Source organism: Corynebacterium sp. LaCa_70, assembly GCF_058182015.1.
Window position 1 is genome coordinate 2071464 of record NZ_CP190914.1, and the last position, 20073, is coordinate 2091536.

Here is a 20073-nt window from a genome sequence, read left to right on the forward strand (position 1 = left end):
CCCTGAGCATGGAGGTATGAGAAGGTGGCTACCAAGGACTGGAGTAAGAAGACCAGTGATATGCCGGTGGGGGTGCGGCGTCAGTGGCGTGCGGATCGGGCGTTGCGGCCTGCGATGCGTTCCCCGGATAGGCCGGTTCCGTCACGGGCAGTGCAACGCCAGTTCTGGGGTCTGATCGCGACGGGAATCACCACTGCGCAGGCCGCCCTTCAGGTGGGGGTGTCCGTACCGGTGGGAACGAGGTGGTTCCGTCATGCTGGTGGAATGAGACCGTTAGCTTTGGACGAGCCCTCGGGGCGGTATCTATCGTTTGCTGAACGAGAGGAAATCGCGATCCTGTGGGAGAAACAGACGGGTGTGCGTGAGATCGCTCGACGGATTGGCCGCAATCCGGCGACGATTTCTCGTGAGCTACGGCGTAATGCTGCCACCCGTGGTGGCAAGCAGGTTTATCGGGCAGGGGTGGCCCAGTGGAAAGCTCAGGAAGCCGCTAAGCGTCCCAAACAAGCAAAACTCGTGGATAATCCGCGCCTGCGGGACTATGTTCAGGAGCGTCTTGCTGGGACGGTCCGAGATGAAAACGGGGTCGTCATGGCGGGGCCTGATACGCCTGCGTGGAAGGGCCGGAGCAAACCTCACAGGGCAGACCGACGGTGGTTGACCGCGTGGAGCCCGGAGCAGATATCGCAGCGGTTAAGGATCGACTTCCCTGATGATGAGAGTATGAGAATCTCCCATGAAGCGATCTACCAGGCGCTCTATATCGAGGGGCGCGGGGCGCTGAAGCGTGAACTCGTGGCCGCACTGCGGACTGGGCGGGCCCTGCGTAAACCCCGCGCCCGGTCCAAGAGCAAGCCTGAAGGTCATGTCACCGCCGATGTTGTCATCTCTAACCGGCCCCCGGAAGCCTCGGATCGGGCGGTGCCCGGGCATTGGGAAGGAGACTTGATCATCGGTACCGGCAGGTCAGCGATCGGGACCGTGGTCGAACGCTACAGCCGGTCGATCCTGCTGGTGCACCTGCCCCGGTTGGACGGCTGGGGTGAACAACCAAGGACGAAGAACGGACCTGCCTTGGGTGGGTACGGTGCTGAAGCGATGAACACCGCCCTACAAACCGTGATGAAAGATCTACCGTTACAACTGCGTCAAACGTTGACCTGGGACCGCGGAACCGAGCTCGCTGACCATGCCGCTTTCACTCTAGCCACGGGCACGAAAGTGTTCTTCGCGGACCCACACTCGCCATGGCAACGTCCCACGAATGAGAACAGCAACGGACTCCTACGCCAGTACTTTCCCAAGGGTACCGACCTGTCTCGATGGACAGCCCAAGACCTCGCCGCCATCGCCTACACGCTCAACAACAGACCAAGAAAAGTCCTTGGATTTCGAACCCCAGTCGAAGTCTTCAATGAACAACTACAATCAATTCAAAACAACAGTGTTGCAACCACCGATTGAATCCAAGTAGTATGTCAGCGTTGTCTACAACCAGCGCCTTCCCAGCACGAAATCACCGCTTCCACCGGAATTTTTGGGGACTGATATGACAATGCTCTGGCGGCAAACGTCAACGTTCCCTCACAAGAACGAGTTGATCCATACTCGCGGGTGGGACACTTCATCCCTTTTGAATAGCTCAGCTTGCCTTGGGGCCAGTATGAATCGATAGCCCATACGAATTAGGGCCTGCTTTTCTGCGGGACAGATTTTGGAGCAAAGCATACAAGCGCGGCGACAGACAAAAGTACAAGAAGAATGGATAACGAGATACCGTTAGCGTTTGCGAGGAAAGCGAATAGCAACATGCCAACGGGGATGCCGACGGTGTTTACGATTTGGTCACGCACGGCAAAACGGTTAACCAAGTCATCTGAAGGCAGTTCTTGCCCCAAGACATCCCAGGTAATTCCTGAGATTGCAGTCAATGCACCGCTCAGCGAGGTGGCGATAGCAATAACGTAAATGCTGGACGATAAAAACAGTGCTAAAAGATGTCCGGCATAAGCGGCGCATAAGGCTATCTGAAGGAGATTCCAGTGCACCTTTTTCCACATGGGAAAAGACGATAATAAAGAACCCAAGAGGGAGCCTGCCGCGCCGATGGATGCGATCCATCCCCAGGTAGATTCGGAGAACCGGTCCATCACTGAGGTGGGTGCCGCGGAACCGATAAAGCCAATCGTTGTGGCTACGATAAGCCAAGTAACTAGTCCGTGAACAGCCCACCGGGGAAGCCTGATATGCGGGATGGCGGCTTTTTCTGGAGACGGCTCGGCGGTTTTTTTCCTCAGGCGCTTCCTGCTGCCCAGATTTGCTACGGACATTCCAATAAGACGCGATAAATGCCATCGATATGACGAAGGTAAAGGTGTCGATCACCAGAACTGCCTTGAAGCCCAGTCCCAGGGTTAAGGCGGAGCCGAGGAGTGGGCCGGCGAGGAAGAGGGCATCGCCGATGGCAGAAAGTAGGGAGTTTATCTTGCGACGCTCTTCCCCGGTGAGGATAGAGGCGAGGAGGGAGAATCTATTGGGACCAAACCACGGGGCGAAAAAGCCGTAAAGGAAGGATGAAATGATCAGGGCTGGGCCCCAAAAGTTCGCGAATAGTAACAGGTAAACAAGGAGCCCAACCTGTGCCAGGGCTCTGCCAAAATCTGATAGAACCATGATCCTAGCCGGAAAAACCGGGGTTGGAATCTTGTCGAGGGCCAGTGATGAAATCAGTTTGGCGGACCACAGTGCAATAAGGACAAAGGTAAGCAACCTACCGCTGGAGTCCAATTTAAACGATTGGATCGCAAAAGCAGTGGGGATAAGGCCATCGCCAAGCGCGGAAGCCACCACGGCCAATACTAAGTTTTTAGCGCGTGTTTTGAGCAAGAGACTTCTTTCCATTAGATCAAAGGAGTAAACAGGAGCCCAGCTTCAAAGCCTTTCTGCCAGAAGTTTAGAACTTCTTCCAGTGGAATTTGACTGAATGATGCTGCTTCGCTCACGGAGACACTGGGAGTCGTGATGAGAAGCGCTAAAATTCTCTCGAAATCAGGATCCGCTCCCCTGATGGAATTAATGCTAACGGCTGACAGGTATCACAAGAGGTGCAATTGTCTTGAGACAACAAAAGTCCTGATAATTGAGCATTTATAGGGTGAATTAAATGTGTGCAGGTGGCGGTGATGCGCTGCGGCAGGCCCTCCGGGGTGAGTTGAATCCGGGAAATTGGGTGCGTTTCTCTGCGGTTGGCGAGAAAGCGGCATCGCAGAATTGACCAGGCCAATGATGAAGTACCCCGAGTTTTGTTCCTAGGCATTTGCCTTGTTTTCCATTATTTCCCGGGACTCATCGTGTTCCCACAACGCGTCTTCAACCTCAGCCGGGACGCGGTATCCCAAGCTTTGATGGAGCCTTTCCTCTTTACACCAATTCACCCACTCAAACGTGGCGTTCTGCTCAATTTTTGGGGCCTCTTCCAGAGCCTCCCATCTACTCAAACGGATCAAATCCCGGAACACTTCAAGCCCCGCCCGAGCTCCCAGAAACACCCCACGTTGCTGGGAGTACACTGGAAAGAGTTCTCCAGTCCGGACGAAACAACCCGCACTACTAAACCAGTCCCAGTACACCCCCAGCACGAAGGAAGCACAGTAGTTTCTATGTCGGCTTTTGAATCACAGGCATGGCTGCAGCATTACACGCCATCCACCCCGCACACGCTCGATTACGGCAACGTGACCTTGTTGGATGTTTATGACAACAACTTGGCAATCAACCGGAGCAAGCCCGCGACGTGGTTTTTCGGCCGCGGCATGTCTTACGGGGAACTCGATGAGCAGGTCCGGGGCATTGCCGCTGGTCTACGCTCCCTTGGCGTCAGCCCGGGCGACCGGGTGGCACTAATCCTTCCGAACTGCCCACAGCACGTGGCCGCGTTTTATGCTGTGCTCAAGCTGGGCGCGATCGTCGTCGAGCACAACCCGCTCTATACTTCCCACGAGCTGCGTGACCCATTTGCCAACCATGGTGCGCGTGTGGCGATTGTCTGGGATAAGGCCGCGGAAACTGTCGAAAAGCTACGCCAGGACCGCGAACTCGCGCTCGAGACTATCATCTCGGTGAATATGATCGAAGCGATGCCGAAGTTGAAGCAGCTGGCTCTGCGCATTCCGCTGCCGAAAATTCGCGAAACCCGCAAGCAGTTGACCGCCCCAGCTCCGAATACGGTGCCGTTTTCCGTGCTTGCCGACGGCTCCATGGGCGGTTCCGCACACAATTTCACCCCTGCCGACGGCGTCGACAAGAACACCCCAGCGCTGCTTCTATACACGTCCGGCACCACTGGCAGCCCGAAAGGCGCGCAGCTGACCCACGGCAATCTGTATGCCAATATCCTGCAGGGCAAACACTGGGTGCCAGGCCTGGGCGACCAGCACGAACGCCTGCTGGGTGCGCTGCCCATGTTCCACGCTTATGGTCTGACATTTTTCGGCACGCTGGGGCCATTTTTGGGTGCCGAGATGGTGCTGCTGCCGTCGCCGCAGATTCCGCTGCTGATGGACATTATGAAAAAGCACCCGCCGACATGGATCCCGGGCGTGCCACCGCTGTACGAAAAAATCATCGAGGCAGCCGAGGACAAAGGCATCGACCTGTCGAAGATCCGCAATGCTTTCTCCGGGGCCTCCACCCTGCCGGTGCACACCGTGGAAAACTGGGAGCGCGCCACTTCCGGGCTACTGGTGGAAGGTTACGGCCTGACTGAATGTTCCCCTATTCTGGTGGGCAACCCGATGAGCGAGGACCGCCGCCCGGGTTATATCGGCGTACCGTTCCCAGATACCGAGGTGCGCATCGCCAACCCGGACAACCTAGATGAGACGCTTCCCGACGGGCAGGAAGGTGAGCTACTCGCCCGTGGCCCGCAGGTTTTCCACGGTTATTATGACAACCCTGAGGCCACCGAGGCAGCGTTTCACGATGGCTGGTTCCGTACCGGCGATGTCGGAATCATGGAAGAAGACGGCTTTATCCGCTTGGTTTCGCGCATCAAGGAAATCATCATTACCGGTGGATTCAACGTCTACCCAGGTGAGGTGGAAGAAACCATGTTGAGCCATGCCGACGTCGTCGAGTGCGCCGTGGTTGGTCGTCCGCGTTCCGATGGTGCCGAGGATGTCGTGGCATGCGTGGTGCTTCGCGACGGCGCGGAACTGAACCCAGAAGGGCTGCGTGCTTTTGCCAAGGAACGGCTGACCCCATACAAGGTGCCGCGCACTTTCTATCACTTCGAGGATCTGGCGAAAGACCAATTGGGTAAAATCCGCCGTCGCGAGGTGCAGGCTGACCTGCTGAAACGCTTAGAGGATGAGAGCTAGGATAGATAGCTAGCCCGAACTCGGCCCGCGCGCGGCACACACACGGCCGCACGGGGCACACGTGCGGTGCACACGCTGCCGCACGCCGAAACCTAGCTATTTCGTAAGTAGAAACGAACCAATACTAGCCAGCCAGACTTTTATCGCCTACTGTGGTTACAGAACCAAAACTGCAACCTAGATCACAGACTTACGTCACAGAATGCTAGCGGTCGTTAGCTACCGGTTGTTAGTTCGTATGCACGTGGTTCGCAGCACATGCACCCGGTGTGGTCAGCAACGCCACAGGACAACCACAGGAGGATTGTTTCCCATGTCTCCATCTGAAGACTCCTCAAACGCCCAGAACTCCCCAAAGCACGCTCTCAAGGACACCACCGAAAGCGCATCGACAGCTGAGTCCAGCGCCACCAGTTCTGATGCCACCAACGCCGCCAACCCCACCGGCGCAGCAACAGCATTCGAAAGCCGCGCCTGGCTCCAGCACTACAACGAAGCCTGCCCACCGGAAATCGAACTCGCCGAAATCACGCTTGTCGACAACTACATCGAAAACCTCAAAAAGAACCCGGACCGCAACGCAACCTGGTTTTTCGGCCAGACCAAAACCTTCGCACAGATCGACAAGCAGGTCCGGGCGGTAGCTGCGAGTTTGAAATCACTGGGCGTCGGCAAGGGTGACCGCGTAGCCGTGATCCTTCCCAATTGTCCGCAGCACGTCGTTGCCATCCACGCGATCCACCGCCTGGGCGCCACCGTCGTCGAGCACAACCCGCTGTATACCCCGTATGAGCTGGAAGGTCTCTTCAAAGACCACGAGGCGCGCACCGCGATCGTCTGGGACAAAATTGCCGAGTCCCTGGAACCGCTCCGCCACAGCACTGCGCTACAGAACCTGATCGCGGTCAACATGGTCGAGGCCATGCCGACGACTAAGCAATTGGCTTTGCGCTACCTACCGCTGCCGTCGGTACGCGAAAAACGCGATATGCTCACCGCAAAAGCCGACAACGCCATCCCGTACGGCATGCTTCTCGACGGCGCGATCGGTGGCACCGGCGAGCACCTGGAACCCGAGCCGACGATTACCCCAGATGACATCGCGTTCATCCTCTACACTTCGGGAACCACCGGCGCACCAAAGGGCGCGATGCTCAGCCACCGAAATATTTGTTCCAACGTGCAGATGGCCAAGTATTGGCTACCGGGCATCGGCGAAAAGCCAGAAACGTTAATGGGCGCGTTGCCGATGTTCCACGTTTATGGCCTCACGCTTATCGGAGCGCTTTCCGTCTACATCGGCGGCGAAATCATTCTGCTGCCGAAGCCGGAAATCCCGCTGATGCTGGATGCCATCAAAAAACGCAAGCCCACCTGGCTGCCGGGCGTGCCGACGCTCTACGACAAGATCGCCGAGGAAGCGCAAAACAAAGACCTCGACTTGCAGGGCATCCGGTACTCGTTTGCCGGTGCCGCCCCACTGCCTGCCGCCACCGTCGATGAGTGGGAAAAGCTGTCCGGCGGCCTGCTGGTGGAAGGCTACGGACTGACCGAAACTTCGCCGGTGATCGTTGCTAACCCAGTCAACGAGAATCGCCGTCCGGGCTTTATCGGCGTGCCTATGCCCAATACCCTGATCCGCATCGCCAACCAGAACAACCTCGACGAGACCATGCCCAATGGTGAAGAGGGTGAGGTCCTAGTCAAAGGCCCGCAGGTGTTCCAGGGCTATCTGAATAAGCCGGAAGCCACCGAGGAGGCTTTCCACGATGGCTGGTTCCGCACCGGTGATATGGGAGTCATGGAAGAAGACGGTTTTTTGCGGCTGGTCTCACGCCTGAAAGAAATCATCATCACCGGTGGTTTCAACGTACACCCGGCGGAGGTGGAAGAAACTGTGAGTTCACACCGCGACGTCGCCGATGTTGCCGTGGTGGGACGCCCGCGCAAGGATGGTTCCGAAGACGTGGTCGCCTGCGTGATTCTTAACGACGGCGCCGAGCTGGATCCGGAAGGTTTGCGCGAGTTCTGCCGTCAGCGCTTAACCCGCTACAAGGTTCCGCGCACCTTCTACCACTTTGAGGAATTGGCCCGCGACCAGCTGGGCAAAATCCGCCGACGTGAGGTACAAGCGGACCTGTTGGAACGTTTGGGAGAGTCCGACAACTAACGAATCAAGATTCGTAAAAACCGCACCAGAAAGGGGCTTGTCGACGCGCCACCGCAGCCGTCGGCAAGCCCCTTTCCCGTAACTTACCGCGGTATGCTGGGGTTTTCTGGAACTTCACGCGAAATCCACACTAGTTATGTGAAACGACTCACCAATTGGTAGTGTGGGGTTATCTCAAATCGTGTGATGCACAACACCCCCACTCAAGGAGGTAGCAATGACCGCTTCGGATACCAAGGCGTGGCTACAGTACTATGGCGATATTCCGGAAAAGCCGGAATACGAGCACAAGACTCTGCTGAGCTTGTACGACAGCAACCTGACCAATAACCACCACCGGCAGGCGACGTACTTTTTTGGCGAGTCGATGACGTATAGCGAACTCGACAAGAACGTGCGCGCTGTCGCCGCCGGCCTGAAGGCCTTCGGCGTAGGTCCGGGAGACCGCGTGGCGGTGCTGTTGCCGAACTGCCCGCAGCACGTTATTGCTTTTTATGCCATCCAGAAAATTGGTGCGACTGTCGTCGAGCACAACCCGCTCTATACCGCCCACGAGTTGGAAGGCCTGTTCCAGGATCACGGCGCCCGCATCGCGATTTGCTGGGACAAGGCCGCCCCCATGTTGGAGCAGGTGCGCAGCAAGACTCCGCTGGAGACCATCATTTCGGTCAACATGATCAACGCGATGCCGCGCACCAAGCAGCTGGCCCTGCGCTACCTGCCACTGCCGTCGATCCGCGAAAAACGCAAGCAGCTGTCCCAGTTTGCCCCAAACACCATCTCTTTTGAGTCCCTGGCCAGTGAGGCTTTCGGTGGCGACGGGCGGGAAATCCGTACCCCTGATTGTGTCACTAGTGAAACGACCGCGCTGATCCTCTACACCTCGGGCACTACCGGCGCACCGAAGGGTGCAGAGCTCACGCAGGGCAATATTTCCGCGAATATCGCCCAGATCTTGGCGTTCTTCCCTACCTTGGGCCGCAACCCGGACGAGCGCGTGCTGGGCGCCTTGCCCATGTTCCACGTCTACGGCCTAACCCTAATCGCCGGCCTGGCGGTCTCGCTGGGTGGCGAGATGGTGCTGGTACCGAAGCCAGAAATCCCGTTGCTGATGGACGTCATCAAAAACCGCAAGCCATCCTGGATGCCTGGCGTGCCGACGCTGTACTCCAAGGTTATGGAGGCAGCCGAGAAACAGGACATCGACCTGAAAGGTATCGCCAACTCCATTTCGGGTGCCGCCCCGTTGCCAGAGGCCACCGTCGAGAAGTGGGAACAGCGCACCGGCGGCCTGCTGGTGGAAGGCTACGGTCTGACCGAAACCTCGCCGGTGTTGTGTTGTAACCCGCACTCGGAAAACCGTCGCCCGGGTTATATCGGTATCCCACTCCCGGATACTGAGGTTCGCATCGCCAACCCGGATAATTTGGAAGAGACCATGCCGGATGGCGAGGAAGGCGAGCTGCTCGGCCGCGGCCCGCAGGTGTTCAAGGGCTATCTGCACAATGAGGAAGCCACGGAAAACGCTTTCCACGACGGCTGGTTCCGCACCGGTGACATGGCCGTGATGGAAGAAGACGGCTTCGTGCGCATCGTGTCCCGCATTAAGGAAATGATCATCACCGGTGGTTTCAATGTCTACCCTGGTGAGGTCGAGGACTGCCTGGGGCAGCACCCTGATGTGGAAGAATGCGCTGTCGTCGGCCGCCCACGCAAGGATGGCTCGGAGGATGTCGTGGCCTGCGTGGTTCTGCGGGCAGGCGCTGCACTGGACCCGGATGGGCTGAAGGATTACTGCCGCGAGCGCCTGACTGCGTACAAGGTTCCGCGCACCTTCTACCACTTCGAAGAGCTGGCCACTGACCAGATTGGTAAGCTGCGGCGCCGCGAAGTTCAGGCCGACCTGCTGGATATGTTGGGCCTGGTGCCGAAGGAGAAGGACGCTGCCGCCGACGACGACACAGACGGCTCCAATGATTCCGATACTTCCGGTAAGGCGAAGCCGCTCGATGAGCAGCCAGACCACCAAGAATCTGACGTGGAGGGTGTCGAGGTAGAAGATCTTGACGACGCCCAGCCGGACGAGGCTGACAAGAAGTAGCGCTTCGCCGGGCTAGTACTTGCTAGTTCTGCGACTTCTGCTTTTCGTACTGCCAAAAGGGCCTGACTCCGATTAAACCATCGGGGCCAGGCCCTTGAGCATTTTCTGGCCGGTGTGGTGAAGGGACCAGACACCGACGTCGGCAAGCCGGCCTGGCTCTGGTTTCACTGATTTTTCCAATAGTTAACCGCCATGGAAAGCCATGTACGTGGGCCACCCACGGCGGTTTTTAGTGTCTCTGAAATCGAAATTACTCACACGATTCAGAGGACAGCGTCACTCTATTGCTGGGCTTTTGCCAGCGCGTCGTCAATCTGCTCTTTGTAACGTTCAATTGCCCATGGAACAGTCAGTGGGTTAATCATCGATGACCCTGTAACAAAGGACTGGTCGGTCGGAGCAACCTCAGCACCCTGTGCGATAGCAGCGATACTGGAGTACGCAGGGTCTGCGTGCAGTTCTTTCCGCGAGGCTTCGTCAGAGTAGAAGGTGAAGATCAAATCTGAATCATTCAATTTATCCAGGTTTTCTGCACTGACGGTCGCGGAGTCAGTTCCCGCAACGACGCTATCCCGGAACTCTTCAACCGCAGGATCTACCTGGAGGCCCAATTTGGACACGAATTGAACTCGCTGTTCCGTTGGCAAGAAGATGCCGTAGTTTCCCACTCCAGAGTTATAGATGAAGCTGAAGGTGTGCTCGCCGTAAGATTCTTCCTTGGCATCGTCAAACTGCTGGTTGATACCGTCGATCAAGTCCTGCGCTTGGTCGCCTTTACCCAGTGCTTCAGCAACAGTATTGATCTGTTCTTCCCAAGTAATAACCCATGGCTCTTCTTCGTACGCGACGGTTGGCGCAATCTCACTGATCTGGTCGTACTGCTCTTGCGTAAGGCCAGACCAGGGGGCCAAGATCAGGTCAGGTTCCAGCGCCGCAATCTCTTCCGCGCTAAGTTCTTCGGCGCCGGTAATCAGCTCTGGCTTCTCGTCATCTTTGACGCCCATTTCTTCGAGCTCTTCGTTGACCCATGGCAAGTAGCCCGACTCATCTGCACCCCATTCATAGGATTCAACGGCGATCGGGACCACGCCGAGTGCAAGAGTAGTCTCGGTGGAACCCTGGCCAAGGGTAACCACACGTTCGGGTGTGCCCTCAATCTCGGCAACACCAAGTGCGTGTTCAATCGTGCGTGTTTCACCAGAGTTGTTGTCGGCAGCATCATTGCTTTCGCCATTTTCAGCACACGCTGCAAGACCAAGCATTAAGGTCATAGAAGAGACAACTGCTGCTAGACGGGCAATTAAGCCTCTACTGTTGCTTGCATGCAAAACCGAATGGGGCATAAGAGATGACATGCTCATTCCTTCTTTCGTTGATTCCGCGCACCGCCATACGACACATTGTTGGCACGATTTTCCGTAAGGTCATCAGAAAGTCTGATAAACATTTTCAGGATATAGGGCGCCCGACACATTATGCAAGGTTTTCCTATTTAACAAACAGGACACCAGATGCTAGCGCACCCACCAAAATAACAAGAAACACACAGCGCCCAATCATTGATCTAACCAAAGGCTTACCTTAATATTTGGTTTATGGACCCCCATTTACACAAGTTCGTCCCACAAGCACAACCAGGATTACAATTCCTGGGAGACGGCTATAGTCATCAACACGCCTTGTCATCCGCCGGACAAACGCTCAATCAAGCCCTCGCGCCGACATTTAGCCCGTCACCCGAGACTTTTTGTCCCAACAAGGACCTTGGTGTCGACGAACTTTCTGCAGCTTTCAATGCTGTAGAAATTGACACACCGCTAGGGTCGCTAGACGAAGCACTAAAAGAACTCAATGATCTTTGGGTATCACACGCTATCCGGTACGATTCCCCACGTTATCTTGCGCATCTAAATTGCCCTATAACAGCAGCAGGTTTCGCCGGAGCGACCATTTCTGCAGGATTGAATACTGCAGTCGAAAGCTGGGATCAGGGACGCGGCGCAGCAATCATCGAAGACCAAATCATAAAATGGTTCGCTGCCTCCGCAGGAATGAACGCCAATAACGCAACTGGGACGTTTACCTCAGGTGGTACACAGTCAAATTTACAAGCCCTTTACACTTCCCGTGAAAAAGCTTTGAACTCGGGATCGAGTCTAGACTCCCTTCGAGTTCTTTGCTCCGCAGAAGCGCATTATTCTATTGCGCGCTCCGCCCATATTTTAGGCCTCCCGAAGGAAGCTGTCATTACAATCGACTGTGATTCGGCTGGTGCACTAAAAATTTCCTCTCTCCGCCGCACAATCAACTCCTTAATCGAGACCGATGGCAAACACACCATAGCCTGCTTAGCCCTTACTGCAGGCACAACAGATCTAGGAGCAATTGACCCGATTGCACAAGCAACCCAGATAGCGCAGCAGCACGGAATTTACGTTCACGTAGATTGTGCTTACGGTGGTGCCCTTCTGCTGAGCGATAAAAACCAAAAACTACTCTCTGGGCTTCACCAAGCAAATTCATTTAGCCTTGACTTTCATAAAACGTTTTTCCAACCAGTCGCATGTTCAGCTTTGATCTATCGCGACCTCACTGAACTTGAACATGTCACTTGGCATTCGGATTACCTTAATCCAGAGACCGACACTCGATTGAATCTTGCAAACCGCTCATTACAAACAACCCGACGCTTCGATGCACTCAAATTGTGGCTCAGCCTACGAGCCGACGGACCCAAAGCGCTAGGCCAAGCATTCGATAGATGTTGCGAAATTGCGACCGATACAGCGGCGCTAGTTCATGAATTCCCGGAACTAGAATTACTCACTACCCCGACATTGAGTACAGTCCTTTTCCGTTTCCTACCATCACTGCCAGGTAGTCCAAGCTCACGCACTTGCATGCGGGAGACCGAAGTAATCAACACAATCAACGATGCAATCCGTCGTCAGTTGTTCAACGCGAATGAACTCGTCATAGCCAGCACCAGGCACAACGACAAAACCTACCTGAAATTCACAATACTGAACCCACGTCTCACTAAGGATGATATTCGCTACGCACTAGAGAAAATTTGTGCGGCTGGAACAGATGAATGCGCCAAACTACAAAGCCGGGAGGAAATTGATGACTAAGAAAATCCACGAACAACCGTCAACAAATACAACTCAGCGCGTTGTTGCCGATGAAGTTTTCGACATTGTCGGAATCGGCATCGGCCCTTTCAATCTGGGAATGGCGGCACTCGTACATCCCTTGGTGCAATCGAATGAGCTCAAAGCTATATTTTTCGACGAAAATGAAGATTTTTGTTGGCACCCTGGAGTAATGTTTCCAAACTCTACGATCCAGGTTCCCTTCATGGCGGACCTCGTCAGTCTGGCCGATCCCACCAGCCCTTGGAGCTTCCTAAACTACTTAAAAAGACAGGGGCGAATTTATCAGTTTTACATTCGCGAATCTTTTTACCCATATCGTACGGAATACTCTAATTATTGCGCTTGGGTTGCAGGCCAACTTAGCACGCTCCAATGGTCTAGCCCCGTAACAGATGTTCATCGAACGAAAGACGGACTTTGGCGAGTCCAGGTTGGAGGCACAAACCCCAGGGCCGTACTTGCGAAGAATCTTGTCAACGGAACGGGAACTCAGCCTTACGTCCCGACTTCGCTCCAACCCAACCTTGTCGAATCTAGAAATCAGACCAAAAACATTATTCACAGTTCTGACTTCCTATTTCATGCAGAACGTTTATCGAACAGTGAAGACATACAGTCATTGACCATCGTCGGCTCCGGCCAGTCTGCAGCAGAAATTTATCGTCACCTGATGGAGCCCTTCGCGGCAACCGGTCGCCGTCTTAATTGGTTAACAAGATCACCCCGTTTCTTCCCAATGGAATACACTGCGCTCACCTTGGAGTTAACTAGTACGGACTACGTGCGCCACTTCCACAGGCTTCCAGAAGCGCGACGCGATCAGATTAATCGCCAGCAGCGAAACCTGTACAAGGGCATCTCCGGCGATTTAGTTAACGATATTTATGACACGTTATATCAACTGTCCATTACCACTCCGCTACGCGGAGAGCTACGCCCAGATGTCACCGTGGAGTTGTTCACAGAAAGTGATCCCAAAAGCTCATACGAACGACACATCAACGAGCAGGCCGCAGAGAGCCAAATACTACTGAAGCTGACCAACAACGAAACCGGTAATGCCGACATACATGCGACTGATGCCGTCATCCTCGCTACAGGCTACGGGCGCCCTGCCATACCTTCGCATTTGATTACCGCTGCGGAAGCAGGCGAAATCAACACAGACAAACAAGGACGTCTGGACGTAAATCTCGATTTTACGGTTAACCAGCGACGTGACTTATACGTGCTCAATGCCGAAGAACATACCCATAGCCTCAATGCCCCAGACTTGGGAATGGGAGCTTGGCGGAACTCAATCATTCTCAACAACATATGCGGCCGCACAGTCTACGAAGTGGAAGATTCCTGGACTTTCCAACAATTTGGAGGAGAAAACATATGAGTAAGTCACAACAATCCTGCCACCCAATCAGCTTGACTCCTGGTGCAATGCATACTTCGTTAGGGACAGTCAATATTCGCCCAGTGCAACCAACGAAGGATGCTAAAACACTACATACATGGGTCACTCATCCTCGTGCGCACTTTTGGGGTGCTTTAGATGCCAGTGAACAAGAGATTTTGGCAGAATACCGACGCATCGAAACAAGCAATGCTGAACAGGCTTGGCTACTATATCTCGACGGAAATCCGATTGCTCTTTCAGAAACCTACGACCCAAAGCACGTTGTACTTAACACGTGTTCTGAATTCACTCTCCATGAAGGCGATATCGGGATGCACATCCTAGTTTCGCCTCCCATAGGCAAGAGCATCCATGGACTGACCGATAACATCTTCTCTGCTCTAGTCCGCTGGATTTTTAGCCACGGTGAAGTGAACCGAATCGTCGTCGAGCCTGATGTCTCTAATTTGGGAATCCATCGAAAAAATGCCCGAACAGGATTCACCCAACCAGGGCTCACAACAACCTTAACGATGTCCGGAAAACCGAAAACCGCGTTAATCCAATATTGCACACGTCCTGATTTTCTGGGCTCGCCGAATGCCCCTCTGAGTTATCCTATTGCGCCTACCCCCTGGGAGTTAGTTAAGCCCACAGATTCATCCAGCCCCGTAACACTCGGTATCGGCCATTTAGCCAAAACCGCTGACGCAGCACACCGCGAACTTTTCGCCAAAGCATTGCGGGAATTCACCCATGAAAGACTTATATCCCCGCGAAAGATCAAAGAGTCTGCTGATGAGACTGAGTCTAACGATGGCAATCACAGCGGATGGCGTTCCTATCAAGTCAGCTGGGGATCCCGGAAACTGATTTTTCGGGCTCGCGAGCATAGATTGCTTCATCTCAGCGTAGATCCGCTCAGCATCCACGATCCAGCAGATCTCACTTGGACACCCGATATCATTACAGGTATCGCTGATGCAGCTGAGCAACTTGGTATCGCAGAAAGTTCGCGCGAAACGTACCTCGAAGAAATTTCAGCAACTTTCGCCGCACGTGCGCGGACTTTAGCCCTTCCACGGCCAACATCTACTGAACTGGCCGACGCTACTCGAGATCCTGCAGAGCTATTCCAGACAATTGAATCTGCGATGGTAATTGGTCACCCTGGCTTCTTAGCTAACTCCGGTCGCGGAGGAATGGGCGAAACTCAACTCCGTGCTTTCTCGCCAGAACTCAGTAGTACTACTGATCTTGTTTGGTGTGCCGTAGACAAAAACTATGCACATCTCGCGACAATCGAATACGAGAGGGCGCAAGAATCAGGGTCTTCTCATTCTTCTAACGAAGCTATATTGACTCTGGTTCCGGATTTTAAAGACCGCTGTAGACTAGCTGGCCTTAATCCGGACGACTACATCCCGCTACCTGTTCACCCTTGGCAGTGGGAGCAACGTTTTACCACCACATTCTCCGCTGATTTAGCTGCCGGTCGAATTGTTCCACTCGGTCGAGAAGGGGAAGCCTACCGCCCACAACAATCTCTGCGCACTTTCTTCAACACTTCTACTCCAGCTGCACCATACGTAAAAACCGCCGTCGCAGTTCGTAACATGGGTTTTACTCGCGGGCTTTCTGCACATTACATGGAGTCAACTCCACGAGTTAATCTCTGGCTGCTGAATTTAATCGGAGATGATCCAGAGTTTTTCCAATCAGGCATTGGATTTCTCCCTGAGATTGCGTCAGTAGGATATACAGGCAGTGTTTACCATCGCGTCACCAACGACGGTTCTCACACTAAAATGACCGCTGCATTATGGAGACAATCTCCGTTCAGCCCCGAGACCACTCCCGCATTGGATGACGGCGACACTTTATCTACGCTAGCGGGCATACTTCACTCTGATGACGAAGGATTACCTCTTATAAGTGCCTGGATTAATCAGAGCGGCTTATCGGCTGTTGACTGGATCAACCAGCTTTTGACTCTGTACGTTCGCCCTCTCATTCATGCACTGGTGCGTTACGGAATTGTTTTCATGCCTCATACGGAAAACGTCATTTTACGTCTCAATCAGAATAAACCGGTTGGCATTTATCATAAGGACCTTGGCGAAGAAATAGCCGTGGTGTCGAATGAAACGCCAGTTCCTTCTGGACTAGAACGATTGCGCGCTCGCTGCGGTTCTGACTCACCCGAAGATTTATCCCAGCAGGCGCTTTCTATACATACTGATGTTATTGACGGCGTTCTCCGCCATCTCGCAGCACTGCTTGACGATCATGCAATTCTCGAGGAAGACGTCTTTTGGGAACAGCTTCGGCACGTAGCCTCCGTATATGCCAAAGATCATCCTGAACTAACTACCGGAGACTCTCGGCAGGCAAGGCTTTGGCAAGCTCTATTGGCACCGAGATTCCGACATTCAACGCTAAACCGGTTACAGCTTCGCAACCCTCATACTATGGTTACTCTTGGTGACCAAGATTCGTCGCTCATCTACGCTGGTGAACTGGAAAATCCTCTGCACGGTGTCTAAATGGTGCCACTCGCGTGTTTGTTCCAAGACTTAAGGTTTATCACTGGGCTCAATGATCTAATAAGTTAGTCTTTACTATGAAATCGACAAGATTATCTTCGAGACGTAGCATGCGCAAGAACTCGCGAGAATATACGCGGTCATCGCGGTCCCTGCGCACTCGTCGCATTACAGGGTTGCTAGCACTCGCTCTTCTCCTCGCCGCTGCTTTACTCGCTAGTCTACTTTTTGGTGCCCGGCCTATTGCGTTCGCTGATGCCGTGCAAGCATTAATTAATCTACCTTCATTGCTAGACGAACCTCAGTCTGGTTCCGCGGACGCTCGCGTTATCGCAGATCTCCGCTGGCCCCGCACCCTCATCGGCTTATTTGTCGGTGCCGCACTCGGTGTCGCAGGTGCATTAATCCAAGGCCATACCCGAAACCCACTGGCTGACCCAGGACTATTGGGGGTTTCAGCGGGCGCAGCATTCGCTGTCGTCTTAGGCTTTTTCGCGTTTGGACTCACTTCTGCCTTGAGCACATCCGTCGTGGCTTTTTGTGGTGCAGTTCTTGCCACTGCATTAGTTTTCGGTCTTGCCTCGCTGGGTGGGGGACAGATCAATCCACTCACGTTAATCCTTGGCGGCGCTGCGCTAACAGCGGTGCTACATTCCATGACCACTGCGCTCACACTCATCGACGACAACAGTCTGGACCGGATGCGCTTCTGGAGCGTTGGCGCATTATCTGGCAGGGATCTTTCAATTTTTTGGGGCACCGCGCCGTTTATCGCGGTCGGACTCATAGTTGCACTTGCAACCGCGCCTACGTTGAATCTGCTGAATCTTGGCGACGACGCAGCTAGTGCGCTTGGCGTCAATACTTACCGGGCTCGGTTGGCCGGCATGGTGGTCATCGCGTTACTTGCGGGAGCTGCCACGGCGGCCGCGGGCCCGATCGGCTTCATTGGTTTGGTTGTACCGCATATTGCTCGTAGTCTGTGCGGGCCTGATTACCGGTGGATTCTTCCATATTCAGCGCTGACCGGTGCTAGCTTGCTGTTGCTTTCAGATATTTTGGGCCGTCTCATTGCCCGCCCGGGTGAATTACAAGTGGGAATCGTACTGGCATTCGTCGGTGCGCCATTCTTTATGTACCTCATTTATCGGCGGAAGGTAGTTGCTCTATGACGAACTCACCACATCTACTGTCCCGTCCAGTGGTGCCGGGGCGGCCAGCGCTACGCAAGGGGCGTATCTCTCTGGTCTGGCGCCCATGGGTTCTTTTTAGCACCATCGCGATGATCTGCGCAGCAGTGATCATCTTTGCTGCTTCGATCGCCATCGGCGATTATCCTTTAACTGTCCCTGAGGTATTGCGCATAATTTTCCTTGGCGACGGTTCTCGTATTGAACGTATCGCAGTTTTCGATTGGCGTATGCCACGGGCTTTAACAGCGTTGACGGTTGGTTTTGCTCTGGGTTTGGCTGGTGCGCTAACTCAATCAGTGACTGGCAACCCTCTTGCTAGTCCAGACATACTTGGTATTACCTCTGGCGCTTCTGCGGCCGCCGTGACCGTGCTCACCTTCGGTGGAGGTGTTGGAGCTTTTGCTGCGGTAGCTGGAAAGGTTGCCACCTTCGGCTTACCCCTTGCAGCACTGGCTGGTGGTCTCATTACTGGTGCTGTCGTCTGGATCCTTTCATCACGGGGCAGTTTCGATGCCTATCGGCTGGTGCTATTCGGAATCATTATCACGGCTCTCATGAATGCTTATATCGGCTTTTTGATGACACGAGCAGAGTTACGGGATGCCGCTACTGCGCAACAGTGGTTAGCAGGTTCCCTCAATTCGACTAACTGGGACCGCGCGGTTCCGGTAGCACTCGTCATCCTCATCTGCGTCCCGCTATTAGCTTGGATGGCGTACACACTCACTGCTGCCGTGCTTGGACAAGATCTCGCCGCAGCACTTGGCCTTCGCGTCTCACGCACACAGCTAACTTTTTTGGTTATCGCAGTAACTCTGGCATCAATCGCCGTGGCTGCAGCTGGGCCGATCGGATTCGTCGCGTTTGTCGCACCGCAGTTGGCGGTACGCATCACCAAGCTCTCCACACCACCACTGGTCGCTTCTGCATTCATGGGCGCAATCTTGCTGTTAGGAGCTGACCTCGTGGTTCGCACGAATATCCCCGTAGATCTCCCGGTTGGCATCGTGACTTCCGCTTTTGGTGGTGTATTCCTTCTCTACCTGCTTATCAGCTCGAATCTCAAGCGGTCTAGGTCGTCATGATCAGATTAAAAACAACTCGTAACAAGAACTAAGAATAAGACACTAAGAATAAAACGATGAACAATCCAATTTCTACGCCCCCTAACCGTGGTGTCAGCGTCAATGCGCAAAATATCTGTGTCGGTTATGGCGATAACATCATCATCGATGATCTTTCAGTGGATTTCCCAAGTGGAGAAATCACCACCATCATCGGCCCCAACGGTTGTGGAAAATCTACCCTCTTGCGCGCAGTTTCCCGACTCATTCCCCTTCGCCAAGGCACGGTGACCGTCGACGGTAAAGACGCGACCACAATGAAGCGTAAAAACCTGGCAAAAACTGTAGGTGTCTTGCCTCAGACCCCCAGTGCTCCGGAGGGATTATTAGTCTCGGATCTGGTCGCACGCGGACGCCACCCGCACCAGTCGTGGATCAACCAGTGGTCCGCTGCCGATGAACAAGAGGTGCTGCGCGCACTCGAACTCACGAACACTGCACATCTAGCTGAACGCTCGCTAGAGGCATTATCTGGAGGCCAACGCCAACGAGTGTGGATCAGCATGGTGCTTGCACAACAAACCGATGTGTTGTTTTTAGACGAACCCACTACCTACCTGGATCTTTCGCATTCCATCGACGTTCTGAATTTGGTCACGCGCCTGAAGCATGATTTGGGTCGAACCATCGTTATGGTGCTTCATGATCTCAACCTTGCGATCCGTTATTCCGATCATCTCGTAGTGATGAAAGATGGCGCAATACACGCCAGTGGCAGCCCTGCTCAGGTCATCACTCCTGAATTACTCAGCGAAGTCTTCAACCTGGATGCCCACGTCAACCCTGACCCAGTCATGTCTGAAGCACGTGGCACTACGGTTCCACTAATCGTGCCTGCTGCACCTCCGGGCATGTAAAACCCTGCCACCCCATTCAGCAACGCCCCACCCCACACAAGTGGTTTCTAAAACAAAATCATGAGAATTTACTCACATTTCCCGCGAGTTATCCGCGTGAGATAACTCGCATGCACTACGGTAGCCAAAGACAACATGAACGTTTCCTCATATTTT

At 54.1% G+C, this 20073-nt stretch carries 12 protein-coding genes; 10 read left to right on the top strand and 2 right to left on the bottom strand.

Features of this window, described 5'->3' with window-relative positions; all coding sequences use genetic code 11:
- The first annotated feature begins 60 nt into the window (after positions 1–60).
- Positions 61–1464 carry an IS30 family transposase gene (locus ACP8MI_RS09480; protein WP_049149747.1) on the top strand — a complete coding sequence of 468 codons (1404 nt, stop codon included), beginning with the start codon at positions 61–63 and terminating at the stop codon, positions 1462–1464.
- A 408-nt stretch (positions 1465–1872) separates the two neighbouring features.
- On the opposite strand, the gene ACP8MI_RS09485 is transcribed toward ACP8MI_RS09480, so the two are convergent.
- Positions 1873–2901, bottom strand: coding sequence for an MFS transporter (locus ACP8MI_RS09485; protein ID WP_249606076.1), 1029 nt, complete (start codon positions 2899–2901; stop codon positions 1873–1875).
- A gap of 758 nt (positions 2902–3659) precedes the next feature.
- Between ACP8MI_RS09485 and ACP8MI_RS09490 the strand changes: the two genes are divergently transcribed.
- The 3 genes from ACP8MI_RS09490 to ACP8MI_RS09500 all read left to right on the top strand — a co-directional run bounded on the left by ACP8MI_RS09490 (position 3660) and on the right by ACP8MI_RS09500 (position 9649).
- Positions 3660–5378, top strand: a complete 1719-nt coding sequence (locus tag ACP8MI_RS09490; protein WP_249606077.1) for a long-chain-fatty-acid--CoA ligase — start codon at positions 3660–3662, stop codon at positions 5376–5378.
- Between the two features lie 313 nt (positions 5379–5691).
- A complete protein-coding gene (locus ACP8MI_RS09495; RefSeq protein WP_249606078.1) occupies positions 5692–7548 on the top strand; it encodes a long-chain-fatty-acid--CoA ligase in 1857 nt (618 codons plus the stop codon).
- 217 nt (positions 7549–7765) lie between these two features.
- Positions 7766–9649 carry a long-chain-fatty-acid--CoA ligase gene (locus tag ACP8MI_RS09500; RefSeq protein WP_425654557.1) on the top strand — a complete coding sequence of 628 codons (1884 nt, stop codon included), beginning with the start codon at positions 7766–7768 and terminating at the stop codon, positions 9647–9649.
- A gap of 281 nt (positions 9650–9930) precedes the next feature.
- Here ACP8MI_RS09500 and ACP8MI_RS09505 read toward each other — a convergent pair whose 3' ends face one another.
- On the bottom strand, positions 9931–11004 hold the full coding sequence (locus ACP8MI_RS09505; RefSeq protein WP_152671654.1) for an iron-siderophore ABC transporter substrate-binding protein: 1074 nt from the start codon (positions 11002–11004) through the stop codon (positions 9931–9933).
- A 240-nt stretch (positions 11005–11244) separates the two neighbouring features.
- Here ACP8MI_RS09505 and ACP8MI_RS09510 point away from each other — a divergent pair, with 240 nt between their 5' ends.
- From ACP8MI_RS09510 to ACP8MI_RS09535, 6 genes are all read left to right on the top strand, one after another.
- Entirely contained in the window at positions 11245–12783 is a 1539-nt protein-coding gene (locus tag ACP8MI_RS09510; protein ID WP_082150549.1) for a pyridoxal phosphate-dependent decarboxylase family protein, read from the top strand.
- The gene (locus ACP8MI_RS09515; protein ID WP_049149278.1) at positions 12776–14194 is read left to right on the top strand and encodes a lysine N(6)-hydroxylase/L-ornithine N(5)-oxygenase family protein; all 1419 of its coding nucleotides are present in this window, start codon (positions 12776–12778) and stop codon (positions 14192–14194) included. The genes ACP8MI_RS09510 and ACP8MI_RS09515 overlap by 8 nt, the downstream gene beginning before the upstream one ends.
- The gene (locus ACP8MI_RS09520; protein ID WP_161796685.1) at positions 14191–16743 is read left to right on the top strand and encodes a GNAT family N-acetyltransferase; all 2553 of its coding nucleotides are present in this window, start codon (positions 14191–14193) and stop codon (positions 16741–16743) included. Before ACP8MI_RS09515 ends, ACP8MI_RS09520 begins: the two co-directional genes overlap by 4 nt.
- Positions 16744–16853: 110 nt before the next feature.
- Positions 16854–17915: a FecCD family ABC transporter permease gene (locus ACP8MI_RS09525; RefSeq protein WP_049149272.1), complete on the top strand. Its 1062-nt coding sequence runs from the start codon at positions 16854–16856 to the stop codon at positions 17913–17915.
- The gene (locus tag ACP8MI_RS09530) at positions 17912–19021 is read left to right on the top strand and encodes a FecCD family ABC transporter permease (protein ID WP_049167842.1); all 1110 of its coding nucleotides are present in this window, start codon (positions 17912–17914) and stop codon (positions 19019–19021) included. Before ACP8MI_RS09525 ends, ACP8MI_RS09530 begins: the two co-directional genes overlap by 4 nt.
- Positions 19022–19077: 56 nt before the next feature.
- Entirely contained in the window at positions 19078–19917 is an 840-nt protein-coding gene (locus ACP8MI_RS09535; protein WP_018121153.1) for an ABC transporter ATP-binding protein, read from the top strand.
- Positions 19918–20073 lie beyond the last annotated feature (156 nt).

Excerpts from the sequence above, each read along its gene's own strand:
- ACP8MI_RS09480 (WP_049149747.1), top strand. The coding sequence starts at position 61 with ATGCCGGTGGGGGTGCGGCGTCAGTGGCGTGCGGATCGGGCGTTGCGG.
- ACP8MI_RS09485 (WP_249606076.1), bottom strand. The coding sequence starts at position 2,901 with ATGGAAAGAAGTCTCTTGCTCAAAACACGCGCTAAAAACTTAGTATTG.
- ACP8MI_RS09490 (WP_249606077.1), top strand. The coding sequence starts at position 3,660 with ATGTCGGCTTTTGAATCACAGGCATGGCTGCAGCATTACACGCCATCC.
- ACP8MI_RS09495 (WP_249606078.1), top strand. The coding sequence starts at position 5,692 with ATGTCTCCATCTGAAGACTCCTCAAACGCCCAGAACTCCCCAAAGCAC.
- ACP8MI_RS09500 (WP_425654557.1), top strand. The coding sequence starts at position 7,766 with ATGACCGCTTCGGATACCAAGGCGTGGCTACAGTACTATGGCGATATT.
- ACP8MI_RS09505 (WP_152671654.1), bottom strand. The coding sequence starts at position 11,004 with ATGTCATCTCTTATGCCCCATTCGGTTTTGCATGCAAGCAACAGTAGA.
- ACP8MI_RS09510 (WP_082150549.1), top strand. The coding sequence starts at position 11,245 with ATGGACCCCCATTTACACAAGTTCGTCCCACAAGCACAACCAGGATTA.
- ACP8MI_RS09515 (WP_049149278.1), top strand. The coding sequence starts at position 12,776 with ATGACTAAGAAAATCCACGAACAACCGTCAACAAATACAACTCAGCGC.
- ACP8MI_RS09520 (WP_161796685.1), top strand. The coding sequence starts at position 14,191 with ATGAGTAAGTCACAACAATCCTGCCACCCAATCAGCTTGACTCCTGGT.
- ACP8MI_RS09525 (WP_049149272.1), top strand. The coding sequence starts at position 16,854 with ATGCGCAAGAACTCGCGAGAATATACGCGGTCATCGCGGTCCCTGCGC.
- ACP8MI_RS09530 (WP_049167842.1), top strand. The coding sequence starts at position 17,912 with ATGACGAACTCACCACATCTACTGTCCCGTCCAGTGGTGCCGGGGCGG.
- ACP8MI_RS09535 (WP_018121153.1), top strand. The coding sequence starts at position 19,078 with ATGAACAATCCAATTTCTACGCCCCCTAACCGTGGTGTCAGCGTCAAT.